The sequence below is a fragment of the Chitinophaga sp. MM2321 genome, assembly GCF_964033635.1.
Taxonomy (GTDB): Bacteria; Bacteroidota; Bacteroidia; order Chitinophagales; family Chitinophagaceae; genus Chitinophaga.
This window is the reverse complement of record NZ_OZ035533.1, coordinates 4,998,550-5,013,740: the sequence shown is the minus strand read 5'-3', so window position 1 is coordinate 5,013,740 and position 15,191 is coordinate 4,998,550. Positions and strand designations below refer to the sequence as shown.

The following is a 15,191-nucleotide window of genomic DNA, read 5'->3' as shown; positions in this document are numbered from 1 at the left end:
AGTATCTGCCATTGTTTTATTGTTTAAACCCATTCATGAAATGAAACAGTTCATGTTGACCATTGTTTGTATCCACAGCATAGCGATGCTGTATGCCCAGCCATTTTGGGCGCCCCTTGGGAACGATGTGGGCGCCGGTGTCTATAGCCAACATTTCCAGGATGTATTCACAGCCAGTCAGAATCCGGCGGGGTTGTCGTGCCTGCGGGGGTTGACCGCCGGTATATATGGAGAGCGCCGTTTTATGCTGCAGGAAGCGCCGTTCTATATGGCGATGGCAGCCGTTCCTGTGGGCGCAGGTGCATTTAGTGCAGGGGTGACCCGGTTTGGTAGCAGTGCTTATTATCAGCAGAAAATAAGCGGCGCTTATGGAAGAAGTGCCGGCCGTAAAATAGGCGTGGGGGCGCAGTTCAATTACGAATCGGTTGTGTTGCCGGGGTATGGCAGCACTACTGCGTTTTCCTTTGATGCCGGATTGCTTTGGCACGTCAGTAAAAAACTGCATACCGGCTTGCATGTATACCGGTCGCAAGGGATGCCACTGATCTATAGTGCCGGTGCGGGTTTTGAAGCCTCACCTGATTTTCTGCTGACGACGGAAGCTGTAAAAGAAGGAGATGGTACCGCCTTTGTAAAAGCGGCGACCTGCTACCGGATAGCACCGCAGTTGGCGCTACTGTTGGGAATGGCCACCCGCCCGCCTTATAATAATGCCGGGGTATACTTTCTGATCCATGCATTGCGTATAGGTGTTTCCGTTAGTATTCACCCGCAACTGGGCATCACACCATCAACCACTATCATATGGCAACAGGCACCGGCAGAATAATTTTTTGCATGTTGCTGGCACTATGCAGCCGGCTGATAGTACAGGCCCGGCAACAGGAGGAGGCGTTGCCCGCCACACTTGAAAGTGAAGTGGAAAACGAAGCAGCAGGAACAGATGTAGTGCCGGAAGACGATGCCGACTGGCAAAGACTGCATGCATGGTCGAAGCACAGGATCCAGCTGAACGAAGCAGATGAGGCCACGTTGCAATCACTGGGCTTACTGACACCGTTGGAGATCAGCAACCTGTTGCAATACCGGCAGCTGCTGGGTGATCTGCTCAGTATTTACGAGTTGCAAGCCGTTCCGGGTTTTGAGCCGGAGGTGATACAACGCATCCTGCCGTATGTGCGCGTAGGCAACGATCTGGAACCACACTACCGGCTACAGGACTACTTCCGAAAAGGCGATCACGTGTTCCTGCTGCGGTATGGCCGGCCACTGGAAAAGGCAAAAGGGTATCTGCGTATAGACAGCACCCCACCTCATTATAGCGGGAGCCCGGATAAAGTGTTTATGCGTTACCGTTATAGTTTTCCGCGTTATACCAGCTGGGGGATTACGATGGAAAAAGATGCAGGAGAGTCCTTTTTTACAGGCGCACAAAAGCGGGGTTTTGATTTCTATAGTGCGCATTTATTTATACAACATTATGGGAAGATAAAAGCACTTGCTTTGGGCGACTTCACTATAAATATGGGACAAGGACTGCTCAACTGGCAGGCGCAGGCCAATGGGAAAGGAGGCGCCGTTATGCAGGTGAAGCGGGAAGGAGAAATATTGCGGCCATACACATCTGCGGGCGAATATTATTTTTACAGGGGCGCGGCTGTAACCTTGCAACAGCATGCCTTCCAGCTAACCGCCTTCGCCTCTCTGCGTAAGCTGGACGGCACCATACAGGAAGTGGATACCCTGATGGATGAGCTAACCGCTTCCGCTTTGATCAGCACCGGCTACCACCGCTCTCCCCAGGAAATAGCAAAACGGGCTTCCCTGCAACAGATCAGCAGCGGCGGTAATATCTGTTATCATGCCCGCAGGTGGCAGGTAGGCGGCAATGTGCTTTTCCACCAGCTCACACCACCCCTTCAAAAGAAGCAGGCGCCTTATAACCAGTTTGAGTTCAACGGTAAACAATTGCTCAGTGCCAGTATTGACTATGCCGGTAGCTGGAAAAACGTACACCTGTTTGGCGAAGCTGCCATGAGTGATAATGGCAAACCTGCTCTGGTACAGGGCTTACTCACCAGCGTGGCGCCTGCGGTAGACATGGCGCTGGTATACCGTTATTACGATAAGGGGTATCAGTCGTTGTACGCCAAAGGCTTTGGCGATAACTATCGAACCATCAATGAAAGCGGTTTGTATACTGCTGTTACTGTAAAAATGAATACACATTTACAGGTAGATGCTTTTGCAGATATCTTTCACTTTCCATGGCTGAAATATCGTGCAAACGCACCTTCGGGAGGGAAGGAACTATTGCTGCGGGCCACTTATACGCCCGATAAACGCAAGGCGCTGCTGGTGCAATATAAGTACCGGCAAAGCGCAGAAAATACCTTGTTGCCAGGCAATCCCGTAAAGGTACTTTCAGATATAACGTCTACACACATACGAATACAGTGGAACATGACAATGAATAAACAACTGGAAACTAAAACAAGGTTGGAGCGCAGCAGTTATCAAACCGTATCAGGCGCACAACAGGGCTGGATGATTTACCAGGATGCCAGTTACCGGTTCAAATGCATACCATTCAGTATAAATGCCAGGGTAGCGTACTTTTTTACCGGCAGCTACGATACCCGTATCTATGCTTATGAGCGTAGCGTGTTGTATGAAAATGCCGTATCCATGTTATATGGTCGGGGATGGCAATATTACCTGAATGTAAAATGGAAAATTAACCGGCAACTATCGTGTTGGTTCCGCTTTCATCAAACTGTATACCCTGGTGTCAGCAGTATCGGTAGTAGCTGGGATGCTATTGAAGGTGATAGAAAAACGATGTTCCAGTTCCAGGCATTGCATTCATTTTAAATATAGCAGATATGGAGGGTCTTGCCGTTTTATAGGTGCGATATTCCCTGTTTTTAGCCGGGGTTTTAACCCCCGTCCTTGGTGAGACGACAGGGGGGGCGTGATAACAACACACCCATCCACCAAAAGGGGAGCTTTCCAGGGTATATTGATCCGTAACACAAGACATTCCACTGAGAGGGCAGCCGGAATTGTCTGGAAGTGATACTATAAGCACCCGGAAGTGGTAGTATTATCGGGGTATTTGGCCTTTTAGCAGTTAAATAAAAAAAGAGGGCTCTTTTGAGTCCTCTTTTTCTATTTTTGTACCGCTAAATCATACAATATGGAAAATCAGCATGAAGAACAGAATCAGCTTAATATAGAGTTGAATGAAGAAATCGCAGAAGGGCAATATGCTAATCTTGCTATTATTACCCATTCCAACGCGGAATTTGTGGTGGATTTTGTGAATGTGATGCCTGGTTTGCCTAAGGCGAAAGTAAAATCCCGTATTATACTGACTCCACAGCATGCAAAGCGTTTCATGAAAGCGATGCTTGATAATATTAAGAAGTACGAATCTGTACATGGCACTATCCAGGACCAGGAACCGGTTTCTGTACCTATGAATTTTGGTGGTCCAACTGCACAGGCATAATTACGACTTAATGGAACATATCTATTCTTATCATCACTTAAGGGAGTTTACCCGGGAAGTTTTTATTCATATGGGATGCTCTTTGGAGCATGCCGCATTAGCCAGCGAAGTGTTGGTGTCGGCAGATTTGCGTGGCATTGATTCGCATGGAGTGGCCCGTTTGTCGGGGTATGTGCGTTTGTGGGAAGCGAAGCGGATCAATCCCCGCCCGGATATCCGCATTGTACATGAAACGCCCAGTACTGCCGTTGTAGATGGAGATGCGGGTCTGGGATTGGTGGTAGCACCTTATGCCATGGAAGTAGCGATGAAAAAGGCGGCAGCCGTAGGTACCGGCTGGGTAAGTGTAAAAAACTCGAACCACTTTGGTATTGCCGGTTACCATGCCATGAAAGCACTGGACCAGGATATGATAGGCATGGCGATGACAAACGCCAGCCCGTTGGTAGCGCCTACTTTCGCCAAAGAGCGGATGTTGGGTACCAATCCTATTGCAGTAGCTATTCCGGCAAAGGAGCAACCTCCTTTTGTTGCGGACTTTGCCACCACTACGGCCGCCAACGGCAAACTGGAAATTTTGCAGCGCAAAAATGAAGAAGCGCCTGTTGGCTGGATACAGGATAAAGCCGGTCATCCCAGCACCAATCCCTACGAACTCAAGGATGGCGGGGCTTTGCTGCCTTTAGGCGGCGACCGCGAACACGGAAGTCATAAAGGGTATTGTTTGGGAGCAATTGTTGATATATTTTCGGCCGTTCTTTCGGGAGCCAACTATGGTCCGTGGGCGCCACCTTTTGTGAGCTTTCTGCCATTGGCACCTGATCCGGTAGGAGAGGGACTGGGGCATTTCTTCGGCGCTATGCGTGTAGATGCATTCCGGCCGGCAGATGAGTTTAAAGCACATATGGATACCTGGATCAGCCGTTTCCGCAGCGCCACGCCGATTGAAGGTCAGCAGGTGCTGATACCCGGAGATCCTGAAAGGGAAATGCAACACTACCGGCTGGAAAATGGTATTCCCGTTGTTGCACCTGTAGTAAAAGACATGCAGGAAGTAGCCGCTAAATTTAAACTGAATTTTTAAATTTCAATCATTCATATAAACCACCTGGAATAAGGCTGTGCCGGATTTCAGGTAGATAGTAAAAATAAACATACTCAGATGAAAGTGTTAAAATTTGGTGGAACCTCCGTAGGAAAACCAGAGCGTATGCAGTCGGTAGTACAACTGATCACAGCAGATAAAGATCAGAAGATTGTGGTGCTGTCTGCTTTGTCAGGCACCACGAATTCTCTTGTGGAAATCAGTCAGTCACTGTCCGAAGGGAAAAAGGAAAAGGCGAAACAGCAAATAGATAAGCTGGAGAAGCATTACCGGGATTTTTGTGATGACCTGGTGAAGAAAGACCAGGGGCGCGCCAATGCCAAAGCTATCGTTGATGAACACTTCGAATTTCTGAACATCATCCTGAGGATCTCCTTTAATGAAGCACTGAACAAGGATATCCTCGCACAGGGTGAATTATTATCTACCCGCCTGTTCTGTGTATTCCTCGAAGAAGCCGGCATTCCCGCAGTATTGCTGCCCGCGCTCGACTTTATGAGCATCGATGAATATGAAGAACCTGAAATCCCGAAAATAAAAATCAAGCTGGCTAACCTGATCAGTCAGCATAAGGATCAGTATATCTTTATTACGCAAGGTTACATTTGCCGCAATGCAAAGGGCGAAGTAGATAACCTGAAACGCGGTGGTAGTGACTATTCTGCTTCCCTGATCGGTGCTGCTATCCAGGCTTCTGAAATACAGATCTGGACAGACATTGACGGTATGCATAACAACGATCCGCGTATCGTAAAGAAAACTTTTCCGATCGTACAGTTGTCTTTTGATGAAGCAGCAGAACTGGCCTATTTCGGCGCCAAAATCCTGCATCCTGCTTCTATCTGGCCTGCACAGCATTTCAATATTCCCGTGAAATTGCTGAATACCCTGCAACCGGAAGCAAAAGGTACCATCATTACAGAAATGCCTAACGGCAACGGCGTGAAAGCGATTGCTGCCAAAGACGGCATTATCGCCATCAAGATCAAATCCAGCCGCATGCTGCTGGCATATGGCTTCCTGCGCAAGATCTTCGAAGTATTTGAGAAATACCGCACACCTATCGATATGATCACTACATCTGAAGTAGCCGTATCTATCACGATCGACAACCAGCTACACCTGGATCAGATCCTGAAAGAATTACAGCCTTTCGGTACTGTAGAACTGGATCATCATCAAACCATTGTTTCTATTGTGGGCAATGAAGTAGCAGCTACTCCTTCTATCATCACCAAGTTATTTGATGCCCTGGATGAAATTCCATTGCGCATGATCTCTTATGGCGGTAGCAGGCATAACATCTCTATTCTGATCAATGGTCAGTTTAAAGAAAAGACCTTACAGGCGCTGAATAAAGGATTGTTTGGACTATAAAAGGATTTTTTGATTTACGATTTTTTGATTTTGAGATTTCGGGGTTTTGTTTCCATAATCTATATTCTGTGGAAACAAAACCCCGAAATCTCAAAATCAAAAAATCGTAAATATTTTTTATGCTTTTTTAAGCCGTTGATCAAACAAAAACGGCTGTGTATTGAGGACGGTAATTGTTTCTGCATCGGGATGTTGGGGATTGATGAGATAATTAAACTCTTCTGCAATTACTACAGACGGAATTTTCAGTACCGCATACCTGGCTGTTTCCGACCATTCATCGCCGATACATTGCAGTTCGGGAAAGGGTGCGAGCGATTGCCAGCCCGAAGGTAGTTCCTGTTTGGTTAAGGTTTTGATGGCAATATCATCCGGAATCTGAATGGTGGCGATGCAAAAATCCTGTACAATATTTTTCAGAGGAATATGTACCAGCACTTCCAGTGCAGCTAAAGCCCTGCTGCCTGCAGTATATACCATGGAATGCCCCGGGCTGTTCCAGCGGCCACCGTACAAACGTGCACCTGTTCCACTCAGATCATTGATGTAAGCGCACTTACTGATCCTGTATACTTCCATGAGGGAATGATTCGTTAATTTATGCAAATAGCCCGTGCTCAATGCGTCCCAGCTCATCCTGGATAAGCTGGAAGCCAAAAGTGGTGTCTAAAAGCGAAATAGGGAGTTGATAGTTAAAGGCAGGTAATGGAGTTCTCATCCATTCCTTGAAATTTTCGAGGTCACCGAATACTGCTGTACCTCTCTGATATAAGCGGGATAGTAAAATGGCACGTTCAGACGTGTCGGCAGAAAGCTTGGCATCGTCTGAATACCGTTGTAAGGTTCTTTCTGAAATATGCAGTACCTGCGCCAGTTCTGATAAGGAAAAGGAAAGCTGGCGGCTCAGGTTTAACAGGGCTCTTTTAAGGATGCCACTCCGGGAAAGCTGGATAAAATCAAAATATCCGCTACCGGCAACATAAGCGGCCCCCGGATCCTCCACGATCATTAATGCATTCTCCTGCACGTGGTATCTTTTAATATGTTTCATAATACCCGACATTTGACGCAAAAATACAACAATTTGTCCGGTATCAGAACTTTTTATCTTCAAAGTACCCAATCTTGCGCATCTGATTGACTTCCAACGTTAAAACCTTGTACTCCGACACCACTTTCCCCTGTAAAATATAAAAACCACTCTTCTGAAGGGGATATTGCCGCAGGCTGTCGGGGAAATGAACCGTATCCACAAAAGTACCTTCCCGGTCCAGGAAAGTGCCGAAACACATCGGCTCCCCTTTGGAAGTGCGCATAAATTTAGTGGTGACGAGGTATCCCAGGGTAGTCACATACTGACCGGTATATTTTCCGAACTCACGGGCAGGCATATACGTAGTTTGGTCATGTTGCAGTACTTCAAAGGGCGAATCCAGGGGGAAGCCCAACAAGTCTATCTCATCAAAAGCATCTTCATGTGCATGGTAAGCCAGCGCAGGTAGCTCACAGGAAACGGTGGCCGGCCTGAACAGCGATATGGCATTTGCACGGTGGGGATCTTTCTGTTTTACCAGCAGACTGCTTTTCCACAGCAATTCTTTTTTAGTATGACCGGTAAAATTAAAGCAGCCGATACGGATCAGTAATTCCAGTTGTTCCGGCCCCGGTGCTATTCTTGCCGTAAAATCTTCCAGGTGTAAAAACGGACCGTGGTGTTGCCGCTCTGTCAGGATACGCTCTGCCAGCGCCTGTTCCAGCCCTTCCAGGTGGATGAGCCCTACATATACGTCCTGTCCTTTTATTTTCGTAGGGTAGTCACTGTTATTAATACAGGGCGGATGTAATTGGATACCTGTTTTTTTCAGTTCCCTGAAATACAGCTCCCGGTTATAGAAGCCGCCAAAGTTATTGATCACCGCCACCATGAACTCTGCGGGGAAATAAGTTTTCAGGTACAGGCTCTGATAGCTTTCCACAGCAAAGCTGGCGGAATGTGCTTTTGAAAAAGAGAAGTTGGCAAAGCTGGCTATCTGCCGCCATATTTCGCAGGCCACCTCATAGTTGCGGCCCAACAATTCGCAGTTGGTAAAGTACCGCAACTGGATCTGTTCAAAATCTTTCGTTCCCCTGTATTTGCCTGCCATGGCCCGGCGCAGCGTGTCGGCATCTGCCAGTTCCATATTGGCAAACTCGTGTGCTACTTTAATAACATCTTCCTGGTATACCATGATCCCAAAGGTATCGCTCAACAGTTCTTTGATAATCGGGTCCAGGTAGGTCACCTTATCAGGATGACGGTAGTTGTGTATATATTGCTTCATCATGCCCGATTGTGCTACACCGGGACGGATAATAGAGCTGGCGGCTACCAGTGAAAGATAGTCGTCGCATTCCAGTTTTTGCAGCAGTTGCCGCATGGCAGGCGATTCTATATAGAAGCAGCCGATGGTGTTTACTTTTTTCAGGTTTTCTCTTACACGCGTATCTATCGTAAATGCTTTTACGTTGTGGATATCTATATCTACATGTTTGTTTTCCTTAATGATGTCGATGGCATCACGGATATGCCCAAGTCCGCGCTGGCTCAGGATATCAAACTTAAAGAGTCCGATACGCTCTGCCTGCCACATGTCCAGTTGCGCGGTGCAGAAGCCTTTGGGTGGTAAATAGGTGGTGCAGTAATGATGAATGGGTTCCTCGCTGATCAGGATGCCGCCGGCGTGGATGCTGAGGTGGTTGGGAAATGATTTTCCCTGATCCATCAGTTTGCTGAAGTGCAGGATCTTTTGCTGGATACTGTCTTCCGTTAGTTTGATATTAAAACTGTTCTCCAGTATTTTATCGATTTCTTTTTTAGGCAGCCCATATATTTTCCCCAGTTCACGTATGATGGCATTGGTTTGAAAGGTGGTAACCGTGCCCAGTAATGCTGTATGGGATTTGCCGTATTTCTGAAAAACATATTCAATGATTTCATCGCGGTCGCGCCAGGAGAAATCAATATCAAAATCAGGTGGGGAGCTGCGATGGGGATTCAGGAAACGTTCAAAGTAGAGGTTTAGTTCTATGGGATCCACATCCGTAATTTTCAGGCAATAGGCAATGATGGAATTGGCGCCGCTGCCGCGTCCTACATAGAAAAAGCCGCGTTCCTGTGCATAGCGGATAATATCCCAGGAGATGAGAAAGTAGGCTTCAAAATTCAGTTGCGCTACAATGGCCAGTTCCTTTTCGATGCGGCGGGTAGCTTCTGCATGGCCTTCCCCGTAACGGTACTTCATGCCTTCAAAGGCCAGCTGCCGCAGCAGTTGCCGGTCTTCTTCCACACTGTTGAGAAAATATTTTTTATTATGGGAGATGTGAAGATTCATTTCCACACTACATGCTTCCATCACCTGTAGTGTGTTTTGTACAATGTGCGGATAAGCTTCGAAATGCTCTACCAGCTTTGCGGGAGAAATGAATTTCTCATCGGCATGAGCGGTAGTATGGGGTTCCAGCTGGGTGATCAGGATATTCTGATCTACTGCACGCAGCAGGCGATGCAGTTCATAATGCTCATCATCCTGGAAGGTGATGGGGTGCATGATCACCAGTTTATCTTTTATCGCCAGGGTATCTACCCGGAATAATTTATTGATTTCACGGGGTTTGATACCCAGTAGTTCATGGGGCGCTAATGTAGCAGCAGGGCGGTTCCCCCAGGCATAGATCACAAAAGTGTGGGGCATAACAGGCGCCTGGTCAGGAAAAGGAATTTCCTGTTGCAGGTGTGCGGAAAGAAAACTGTTGATGTGATACCAGCCTTCCTGGTTACGCGCCAGTAAAATATATTTAAAGTCGGCTTCATTCCTGCATTCCAGTCCCAGTACAGGTTTTATGAGAAAGTTGCGGCATCGTTCTGCAAACTCCCAGGTATCGGAAGTGTTGTTGATATTGGTGAGCGCCATTGTTGTAATGCCCAGCTCATGTGCTTTTTCGAGGAGCATTTCCGCGGGCATGGTGCCATAGCGCAGGCTGAAGAATGTTTTGCAGTTGAGATACATAATATTACGGATAGATGGTTTTAGCCTTTGAAATACGGCATGATATCTTTTTTTAGTGCCGGTTGTTTCTTTTTATCCGGTGGTACCACATTGGTTCCTTTCATCAGGAATTCCCAGCCAAAGCGGTTTTTGATCTGGTCGATTGCCTGGTATAAGGCAATCATTTCCTGGCTGTCGTCGAAGAGACTGATCTGGTAGTTGCCTTGCACGAGGTGGCTGAAGCGCACGCCTATGAGGCGAACCAGCAGTCTGCGGTCGTATAGTTTTTTGAATAGTTCTTTTACTTTTTCCAGCAGCACATGATCTGAGCAGCAGTAAGAAATAGACATTTGTTTGGTGACGGTTTCAAAATCCGAGTAGCGGATTTTCAGGGTAACGCAGCCGGTGAGCTTATTCTGTTGCCGTAATTCGAAGGCAATTTTTTCCGTCATGCGTACCAGTTCTGCATGGAGGAATTGCATGTCAATGGTGTCGGCGGGAAAGGTACTTTCTGTGGAGATAGATTTTTGTTCGTAGAAAGGAATTACCGGTGATTCATCTATGCCGTTGGCTTTTTTCCAGAGAGCGATGCCATTTTTCCCCATCCAGGCTTCCAGCAGGGAGATGGGGACTTCGCTCAGTGTTTTTACGGTTTCTACGCCACGTTGTCTTAACTGGGCGGCTGTTTCGCGGCCTACCATGGGTATTTTTTCTACAGAGAGGGGTGCCAGGAATGATTTTTCTTCACCAAAAAGTATTTCCAGTTGGCCGTTTGGTTTGGCTTCATCGGTGGCTACTTTGGAGACCAGTTTATTGGAGGCGAGGCCAAATGAAATGGGTAGACCGGCTTCCCTGATAATGGTTTTCCGCAGTTCAGAAGTCCATTTCAGGGAGCCGAAGAATTTATCCATGCCGGATAGGTCGAGATAGAATTCATCGATAGATGATTTCTCATATAGGGGAGCTTTTCCAGCGATGATATCGGTTATTTCCCGTGATTTTTTGCTGTAGAGATCCATGTCGCCGCTGCGCACAATAGCGTGTGGACAAAGCCGCAGCGCGGTTTTCATGGGCATGGCGGAATGAATGCCATACCGCCGGGCTTCATAACTGCAGGCGGCTACCACTGCGCGGTCGCTGCTACCGCCTACCAGTAATGGTTTGCCCTGTAGGCGGCTATCCTGTTGGCATTCCACTGACACAAAAAAACAATCCAGATCAAAATGCGCAATAGCACGCTGTTGTAACGAAATCATATATTTTCCGGTTAGGGGTATCGATAAAAATCCATTCCCATTAATAGGCTGTAAAAAGCGATACGGATGGCAGGCCGGGCAGATAGATGGCGGGGTGCGGGCCAGCGGGGTCTGCCAGCCGGAATCACTTTTTTGCTGGGCTGCTAAGATACTAACAAATTTAGTATTACTAAATAAATTAGCAAAATTATTATCGCCTTATATTCAATTTTTATACTTTAACACAACATAACAGGCACGTAAAATGTAGTAGATAAGAGAATGGAAATGAGGGAAAAGTGAAAAGTGAACGATAACTTCTAAACGATCTTCCCATGAAAAAAACGGATTATGCTAAAGAATTCTTAATTCTCGCTTTATTGCTTTTACCGATGGCTTACCTGGCCATCATCTGGAATTATTTACCAGCTATTATACCAATTAATTTTAATGGAGCCGGGGTTCCGGGAAGAGTAGGTGGCAAAAGCGACTTTCTGCTGCTGATGATCTTCCTGTTCTTTACAAACGGCTTGATCTATTTCCTGTTCCGTTATATTCCAAGAACGGAGGACGATGATCATGTGCCTACGGCAGTGGAGCTGAAAGAGTATTATCGTATACGTTATATGATTCACGCTTACCTGGCGGTATTTACCTGCATCATTATCTTTATGGTGAGCAAGGGACAGCCATTTGCCATGGAACGTTGGGCTTTTGTGGGAGTGGGACTGCTGATAGCCGCTATCGGCTTTTATCTCCGGAAACTGGAACCTAATCACTATGTGGGGGTAAGAACGCCCTGGACGCTTCAGAGCAATGAAATCTGGACAGAAACCCATCGCATGGCGAGTACCTTATGGTTAAGTGCGGGGATTGTTATTATAATAGCGGGGTTCTTTCTACAGCTGATCACCGGGGTTTTTGTGATTTTCTTTGCCGCCATCGTATTAGCAGCACTACCATACATTTATTCTTTCCGGTTATATAATAAGGATAAAGGATAACCAGCATTTAGGGATTTATTGATTTAATTATTTGAAATGCAGCGAAGATCTACTGAAAATCTCCGCTGCATTTCAAATAATTAAATCAACAAATTTCAAAATATTTAAAACCAGCCCCTGCCTAATGCTTCGCGGAAAGGCCATGGGATGAGTACAAATACGAGGATCAGGGCAATACCGTAGAATATAAGCGCCAGTTTGTGTTTTTGTGCATCAGTAGCAGCTTTCTTTACTTTGGCTTTACCAATATGTACGAGGATAAAGGCGATGATGGCGAGGACTTCATGTTCCACCGTGAAAAACCGCAGTGTAGCATCTTTCATTGTAGCGGCCATGTCTCCCATACCGGCTTTCGCCAGCGGACTGAAAAAGAAGTACAGTGCGAGTCCTGCCAGCAGCTGTAAATCAAAAAAGATCATGAAAAAGAGTCCTGCTTTATTATCGGTAGCGGTAAAAGGTGTTTTTCCGGTAACGCCTTTCAACGCACGGATAACGGCCCATATCCCTGCCAGCACAATAGCCCATCTCAAAAATGAGTGTAGATGTAACATAGTTAGTTGGATTTATACCGGGCAAAAATAAGCGAAGCACCTTGAATATATTTGGGAATTTATAAAATTATTTGCTAATTTTGTTAGCAAGGTACTAAATTATTTAGGTTATGTCCGTAGTATGCCAGAATTTGAAATACCTGCGTAAGCAAAAAGGCTGGACGCAGCAAGAGTTTGCCGACAAGATGGGCATCAAGCGTTCTTTGCTGGGTGCATACGAAGAAGAGCGTGCAGAGCCAAGAACAGAGATCCTGGAACAGGTCAGTGATATGTTCCGGGTATCTATTGATGACCTGCTCCGGCGTGATCTGGGTTCCCAGAAAGACAATTTCCTGGAGAGGCGCCGTCAGCAGAAGCTGGGTAGTGCCCGTCAGGCTATTCAGTTTGTGCCGGTGAAAGCCGCTGCCGGTTACCTGGCAGGCTATAATGATGAGGAGTATATCGAAGAACTGAATACTTTTACCCTGCCGATGCTGGGCGCCGGTGATTACCGGGCTTTTGAAATTGCAGGGGATTCCATGCTGCCGGTTACTTCCGGATCCGTGATCGTATGCCATAAAGTAGATGGTTGGGATGATATCAAGAATAATGAAACCTATGTGGTCATTACTTCCCGGGAAGGCATCGTATTTAAAAGGATACTCAAAAGCAACCGCTCCAAGGCAAAGGTTACGCTTGTGTCTGATAATCCGCAGTTTGAGCCTTATCCTGTAGAAATGGAGGAGGTGCTGGAGCTATGGCAGTCTGATGCCGTTATCAGTAAAGCAGGGCAGCAAAGCCGTATGAGCGTCAGCCACCTGGCAGATATGGTCAGCCACCTACAGGACCAGGTGAGCCTGTTAAAGAAGAAGATCAAAGACTAGAGAAATATTTGGAGATTTTGAGATTTGGTTATTTAATTATTTGAGATGCAGCGGGTTATGATATTTTAAATAGGTTATTTATCCGCTGCATTTTCAAATAATTAAATAACCAAATCTCAAAATCCCTAAATCTTCAAGTCTTTTTTGTTTTTATAAAATGTTATTTTATCTTTGCGTTCCTAAAAATAAGAGGCAAAAATTATGTTGATCATTGATTCTAAAGATTGCGAGAACATAGACAAGGCGCTTAAAAAGTATAAAAAGAAGTTTGAGAAAGCACGCATATTATTGCAGCTGAGAACGCGCCAGTCTTTTACGAAACCATCTGTTAAACGTCGTAACCAGGTGTTAAAAGCCGTTTACAAACAGCAGTTGGCCAGTGGTAAATTTGAAGATTAATATTGTCTTAGCCATCGGCTAGGGACACTCAAAATATTTGATGATTGTAAGGTTATTGTATAACTTTACAATCATCAATCTTTTTGCGTTGAACGAAGAATTATACTCCTTAGCCGGACGATTCATCTCCTACCTTGAGCTAGAGAAGCGATATTCAGGTCATACCTGTACAGCCTATCGTAATGACCTCTTCCAGTTTATTGATTTTATTACCCTCAATTATGGTAGCACCCCTGTTGGAGACCTTACCCATGTAATGATCCGCAGCTGGTTGGCCAGGTTAATGGAAGATACCATGACCGCCAAAAGTGTTAACCGCAAGATTTCCACACTCAAGTCTTTTTTTAAATTCTGCCTGCGGCAGGAGTTGATCAAACAGTCGCCCATGATTAAAGTGGTGGCGCCGAAGATCAGCCGCCGGTTGCCGGGATTTATTGAAGAAAAAGGCATGCGTGCACTGGAAGATAACCGCAGTCCTGCCGACCTTCAGATCTTTACAGATGATTTCGAAGGCATTACCCACCGACTTATTTTTGAAATCTTTTACCAGACCGGCATCCGTTTGTCGGAGCTGATTTATCTGCAGGAGTTCCGTGTTGATAATGGCAACCTTAGCATTAAGGTGATGGGTAAAGGAGGGAAGGAGCGGGTGATCCCCATCAGTCCTGCCTTAGGCGCGCAAATCAATGCTTACACGGATTTAAAACGCAGTAACCTGGAAGTGTTTGAGCGGGGAGTACTCCTGGTGCATCCGCATAGCGGCAAGCGTTTATATCCTAAATATGTATATCTCATCGTACATAAATATCTTACAGATCATCAGATCACAACTTTAAAGAAGAAAAGTCCGCATGTGCTGCGACATACTTTTGCTACACATCTTGCCAATAATGGAGCAGACCTGAATGCTGTAAAAGAGTTGTTAGGACATTCCAGTCTTGCTGCTACACAGGTTTATACACATACTACAATAGAGCAATTAAAGAAGGTTTATAAGCAGGCGCACCCGAAAGCATAGTGCGCTGATTTTTCATTTTAACAAAATATTACGCATCGGATCATAAAGGCATCACAAAAGTGACTATATTAGTAACAAGTTCTTTAACATCAAAAGAGAA

General features: G+C 46.0%; 14 protein-coding genes. 9 read left to right on the top strand and 5 right to left on the bottom strand.

Features of this window, described 5'->3' with window-relative positions; genetic code table 11:
- The first annotated feature begins 40 nt into the window (after positions 1 to 40).
- From ABQ275_RS19350 to ABQ275_RS19330, 5 genes are all read left to right on the top strand, one after another.
- Positions 41 to 829: a hypothetical protein gene (locus ABQ275_RS19350; protein ID WP_349314801.1), complete on the top strand. Its 789-nt coding sequence runs from the start codon at positions 41 to 43 to the stop codon at positions 827 to 829.
- Entirely contained in the window at positions 805 to 2,874 is a 2,070-nt protein-coding gene (locus ABQ275_RS19345) for a helix-hairpin-helix domain-containing protein (protein WP_349314800.1), read from the top strand. Before ABQ275_RS19350 ends, ABQ275_RS19345 begins: the two co-directional genes overlap by 25 nt.
- A gap of 325 nt (positions 2,875 to 3,199) precedes the next feature.
- The gene (locus ABQ275_RS19340) at positions 3,200 to 3,514 is read left to right on the top strand and encodes a DUF3467 domain-containing protein (RefSeq protein WP_127040585.1); all 315 of its coding nucleotides are present in this window, start codon (positions 3,200 to 3,202) and stop codon (positions 3,512 to 3,514) included.
- A 10-nt stretch (positions 3,515 to 3,524) separates the two neighbouring features.
- The gene (locus ABQ275_RS19335) at positions 3,525 to 4,598 is read left to right on the top strand and encodes an Ldh family oxidoreductase (RefSeq protein WP_349314799.1); all 1,074 of its coding nucleotides are present in this window, start codon (positions 3,525 to 3,527) and stop codon (positions 4,596 to 4,598) included.
- Positions 4,599 to 4,676: 78 nt separating this feature from the next.
- Positions 4,677 to 5,996, top strand: coding sequence for an aspartate kinase (locus ABQ275_RS19330; RefSeq protein WP_349314798.1), 1,320 nt, complete (start codon positions 4,677 to 4,679; stop codon positions 5,994 to 5,996).
- Between the two features lie 117 nt (positions 5,997 to 6,113).
- Here ABQ275_RS19330 and ABQ275_RS19325 read toward each other — a convergent pair whose 3' ends face one another.
- Genes ABQ275_RS19325 through dinB form a run of 4 tightly spaced genes read right to left on the bottom strand, consistent with a single transcriptional unit; the run spans position 6,114 to position 11,277 of the window.
- Positions 6,114 to 6,575, bottom strand: coding sequence for an RES family NAD+ phosphorylase (locus ABQ275_RS19325; RefSeq protein ID WP_349314797.1), 462 nt, complete (start codon positions 6,573 to 6,575; stop codon positions 6,114 to 6,116).
- Positions 6,576 to 6,594: 19 nt separating this feature from the next.
- Complete coding sequence (locus ABQ275_RS19320) at positions 6,595 to 7,047, bottom strand: antitoxin Xre-like helix-turn-helix domain-containing protein (RefSeq protein ID WP_349314796.1); 453 nt, start codon at positions 7,045 to 7,047, stop codon at positions 6,595 to 6,597.
- Between the two features lie 43 nt (positions 7,048 to 7,090).
- On the bottom strand, positions 7,091 to 10,042 hold the full coding sequence (gene dnaE, locus ABQ275_RS19315; protein ID WP_349314795.1) for a DNA polymerase III subunit alpha: 2,952 nt from the start codon (positions 10,040 to 10,042) through the stop codon (positions 7,091 to 7,093).
- Between the two features lie 20 nt (positions 10,043 to 10,062).
- Positions 10,063 to 11,277 (bottom strand): DNA polymerase IV, encoded by a 1,215-nt coding sequence (gene dinB, locus ABQ275_RS19310; protein ID WP_349314794.1) that lies wholly within the window; start codon positions 11,275 to 11,277, stop codon positions 10,063 to 10,065.
- Between the two features lie 314 nt (positions 11,278 to 11,591).
- Between dinB and ABQ275_RS19305 the strand changes: the two genes are divergently transcribed.
- Positions 11,592 to 12,260, top strand: a complete 669-nt coding sequence (locus tag ABQ275_RS19305) for an SdpI family protein (RefSeq protein ID WP_349314793.1) — start codon at positions 11,592 to 11,594, stop codon at positions 12,258 to 12,260.
- 104 nt (positions 12,261 to 12,364) lie between these two features.
- On the opposite strand, the gene ABQ275_RS19300 is transcribed toward ABQ275_RS19305, so the two are convergent.
- Positions 12,365 to 12,811, bottom strand: a complete 447-nt coding sequence (locus ABQ275_RS19300) for a hypothetical protein (RefSeq protein ID WP_349314792.1) — start codon at positions 12,809 to 12,811, stop codon at positions 12,365 to 12,367.
- Between the two features lie 110 nt (positions 12,812 to 12,921).
- Between ABQ275_RS19300 and ABQ275_RS19295 the strand changes: the two genes are divergently transcribed.
- The 3 genes from ABQ275_RS19295 to ABQ275_RS19285 all read left to right on the top strand — a co-directional run bounded on the left by ABQ275_RS19295 (position 12,922) and on the right by ABQ275_RS19285 (position 15,091).
- Positions 12,922 to 13,674: a LexA family transcriptional regulator gene (locus tag ABQ275_RS19295; RefSeq protein ID WP_349314791.1), complete on the top strand. Its 753-nt coding sequence runs from the start codon at positions 12,922 to 12,924 to the stop codon at positions 13,672 to 13,674.
- A 201-nt stretch (positions 13,675 to 13,875) separates the two neighbouring features.
- Positions 13,876 to 14,073 (top strand): 30S ribosomal protein S21, encoded by a 198-nt coding sequence (gene rpsU / locus ABQ275_RS19290; protein WP_089920815.1) that lies wholly within the window; start codon positions 13,876 to 13,878, stop codon positions 14,071 to 14,073.
- A gap of 88 nt (positions 14,074 to 14,161) precedes the next feature.
- Positions 14,162 to 15,091 (top strand): tyrosine-type recombinase/integrase, encoded by a 930-nt coding sequence (locus ABQ275_RS19285; protein ID WP_349314790.1) that lies wholly within the window; start codon positions 14,162 to 14,164, stop codon positions 15,089 to 15,091.
- Positions 15,092 to 15,191 lie beyond the last annotated feature (100 nt).

What these genes read in the sequence shown, in the direction of transcription:
- dnaE (WP_349314795.1), bottom strand. Translation starts at nt 10,042, where the DNA reads ATGTATCTCAACTGCAAAACATTCTTCAGCCTGCGCTATGGCACCATG.
- ABQ275_RS19345 (WP_349314800.1), top strand. Translation starts at nt 805, where the DNA reads ATGGCAACAGGCACCGGCAGAATAATTTTTTGCATGTTGCTGGCACTA.
- ABQ275_RS19350 (WP_349314801.1), top strand. Translation starts at nt 41, where the DNA reads ATGAAACAGTTCATGTTGACCATTGTTTGTATCCACAGCATAGCGATG.
- ABQ275_RS19335 (WP_349314799.1), top strand. Translation starts at nt 3,525, where the DNA reads ATGGAACATATCTATTCTTATCATCACTTAAGGGAGTTTACCCGGGAA.
- ABQ275_RS19300 (WP_349314792.1), bottom strand. Translation starts at nt 12,811, where the DNA reads ATGTTACATCTACACTCATTTTTGAGATGGGCTATTGTGCTGGCAGGG.
- ABQ275_RS19340 (WP_127040585.1), top strand. Translation starts at nt 3,200, where the DNA reads ATGGAAAATCAGCATGAAGAACAGAATCAGCTTAATATAGAGTTGAAT.
- ABQ275_RS19320 (WP_349314796.1), bottom strand. Translation starts at nt 7,047, where the DNA reads ATGAAACATATTAAAAGATACCACGTGCAGGAGAATGCATTAATGATC.
- ABQ275_RS19330 (WP_349314798.1), top strand. Translation starts at nt 4,677, where the DNA reads ATGAAAGTGTTAAAATTTGGTGGAACCTCCGTAGGAAAACCAGAGCGT.
- ABQ275_RS19325 (WP_349314797.1), bottom strand. Translation starts at nt 6,575, where the DNA reads ATGGAAGTATACAGGATCAGTAAGTGCGCTTACATCAATGATCTGAGT.
- ABQ275_RS19305 (WP_349314793.1), top strand. Translation starts at nt 11,592, where the DNA reads ATGAAAAAAACGGATTATGCTAAAGAATTCTTAATTCTCGCTTTATTG.
- rpsU (WP_089920815.1), top strand. Translation starts at nt 13,876, where the DNA reads ATGTTGATCATTGATTCTAAAGATTGCGAGAACATAGACAAGGCGCTT.
- ABQ275_RS19295 (WP_349314791.1), top strand. Translation starts at nt 12,922, where the DNA reads ATGTCCGTAGTATGCCAGAATTTGAAATACCTGCGTAAGCAAAAAGGC.
- dinB (WP_349314794.1), bottom strand. Translation starts at nt 11,277, where the DNA reads ATGATTTCGTTACAACAGCGTGCTATTGCGCATTTTGATCTGGATTGT.